This window comes from Mesorhizobium sp. FG116, assembly GCF_057809835.1.
In genome coordinates this window covers 1-2,531 of sequence record NZ_JBMDKS010000094.1, presented here as the reverse complement: position 1 = coordinate 2,531, position 2,531 = coordinate 1, and the positions used below count along the sequence as shown (strand labels likewise).

Annotated in this window: 1 protein-coding gene; it reads right to left on the bottom strand. The window is 62.0% G+C overall.

Annotated features, from left to right (window positions below):
- Positions 1 to 639: 639 nt before the first annotated feature.
- Positions 640 to 2,115, bottom strand: a complete 1,476-nt coding sequence (locus tag ACODTY_RS23760) for a catalase (protein ID WP_309589528.1) — start codon at positions 2,113 to 2,115, stop codon at positions 640 to 642.
- Positions 2,116 to 2,531: the final 416 nt, after the last annotated feature.

Below are 2,531 nucleotides of genomic sequence, written 5' to 3'. Positions count from 1 at the left end.
ACAGATGCATGACGGTGATGGGCTCCAGGAGGACGAGTCCACCTTCAGAATCCATCATGAGCCCAGCCACAAGCCATCCCGTTCAGTGCGTCACGGCCATATGCGATTCCCCTGATGTCGGGGCTCATAGCGCTGAGAGTTCTCACGGTGCTTCGCCCCCGCACCGCTTCCGCATCGCTGTGAGCAAAGCACGAAGGGCCGCGCCCGACCCTGGGTGGGCGCGCGCACCCGCTCCACAACGCGGGCGCTCAAAAGCACTGATGTCAGGTGTGCGGTGAAAGACATCACCGATGCGCCCTCCCATGGGGAGGGTCGGGCGCGGCCCGGCGGTGCCGCCGGGCCCTGCAGTTGGGACATGCTTCGCTGAGATTTTCAGGGGCATCTGCCAACGGTATCCTCACACCTCCACTCAAAGTGAAGCGATAAGGGACGCGCCCGATCTTGGGTGGGCGCCAGTCCTTGCCACGAAGCTCTGCGCTCAAAAGCACTGATGTCGGGTGTGCGGTGAAAGACAGCGCCGAGGCGCCCCCTCCTTGGGGGAGGGTCGGGCGCGGCCCGTGGGGGCCACGGGCGACGCAGAGATAAAAACGCCGGCCCCTTGTGAGGGCCGGCGTCTGTGTTCATCCCGGAACGCTGGGCTTAGCCCGCCTGCCCCGCGCGCACCGCGTCTTCGATGCGCTGGCCGACCTCCGCGTCGACGCTCTTCCAATAGTCGAACGCCCGCTCGAGCACCGGAGAGCGCACCCCGCCGAGCAGCGCGCCGCTGACCGTCTCGACCAACTGGCGGCGCTCGTCATCATTGAACACCTCGCGCACCAGTTTGCCCGGCTGCGAGAAGTCGTCATCACCCGGCCGCAACGTATAGGCGCTGCGCACGAAATCGCCGTCCGCCTCCCAGCCGTCATGCACCGCGCCGGTCTCGTCGGACCAGCTGCGGCCGCCGCTATTGGTCGCATGCACCGGTGCGCTGCCGCTGTGGTGATAGGCCATCTGCCCGTCGAACATATAGGTGTTCACCGGAACCTTGGGCTGGTTCACCGGCAGCTGGTGGAAGTTGGTGCCGATCCGGTTGCGCTGCGCATCATTATAGGCAAAGGCGCGGCCAAGCAGCATTTTATCCGGCGAGAGGCCAATCCCCGGCACTGTATTCCCCGGCGAGAAGGCCGCCTGCTCGATCTGGGCAAAGAAGTTCTCGGGGTTGCGGTTCAGGGTCATCTTGCCGACTTCGATCAGCGGGTAATCCGCATGCGGCCAGGTTTTGGTCAGGTCAAAGGGGTTGATATGATAGGTTTTTCCCTCTTCATAGGGCATCACCTGCACCGACATCGTCCAGGCCGGATGCTCGCCACGGGCAATCGCGTCAAACAGGTCGCGGCGGTGGAAATCTGCATCGGCACCGGCCATCGCGCCGGCCTCTTCATTGGTGAAGAACTCCATCCCCTGATGGGTGTGGAAATGGTATTTCACCCAGAACCGCTCCCCCGCCTCGTTCACCCACATATAGGTGTGCGAGCCGTAGCCGTTCATATGACGCCAGGTGCGGGGCAGCCCGCGCACGCCCATCACATAGGTCACCTGATGCGCGGATTCGGGGTTATTGGTCCAGAAATCCCACTGCATATGATTGTCGCGCAGACCCGAGTCCGGCAGGCGTTTCTGGCTGCGGATGAAATGCGGGAATTTCATCGGGTCACGGACAAAGAAAATCGGGGTGTTATTGCCGACGAGATCGTAATTGCCCTCATCGGTGTAGAATTTCAGCGAGAAGCCGCGCACATCGCGCCATGTGTCGGGGCTGCCCATCTCGCCGGCAACGGTGGAGAAGCGCGCCAGCATCTCGGTGGTTGCGCCCTTTTGGAACAGCGCCGCCTTGGTATAGGCCGAGACGTCATGGGTGGTCTCGAAAGTGCCGAACGCGCCCGAACCTTTGGCGTGGGGCTGGCGCTCGGGCACTTTCTCGCGGTTGAAATGGGCCATTTGCTCGAGGAAATGCACGTCATGCAGCAGGATCGGGCCATCGGGGCCCACGGTCAGAGAGTTGCGGTCGCTTACCGCCGGTGCGCCGGTGCCCGTGGTCGAGCCCGTTCCACCCTGTTTCTTATTCATATCGGTCATCTAAATCCTCCTATAGTGCCCGTGAACTGACCCGGTGCTGTGCGCGGATGCCGCGCGCATCGCCAAGTGTTACATGTCGAGCCTAAGCAACCGGCACCTTTTTGTCAAAACCTAATGCCGTGGATGGCGAAGAACGGCTGTGATGGAGGCTCTGCGAGGGCCTGCGAGATCGGGGCGGTGGAAATCGCCGCCAAATTGCCACAAAATCTTTGCATATTGTGCAGCTTGGGCGCGCAATAGGCGCGGGACAGCGGTCGCAAGGCCACAAAGGAGAGACATAAGCGCAACGGCAGAGGGAATGAGCAGCATGGATGAGGCAATTCTGCTTTGGCTGGACGGGATCGCCGCCAGATCCGAGGCATTCAACGCATTTATCACCGTGATCTCGGACAATCCGCTGATCAAAGGCGTGCCGA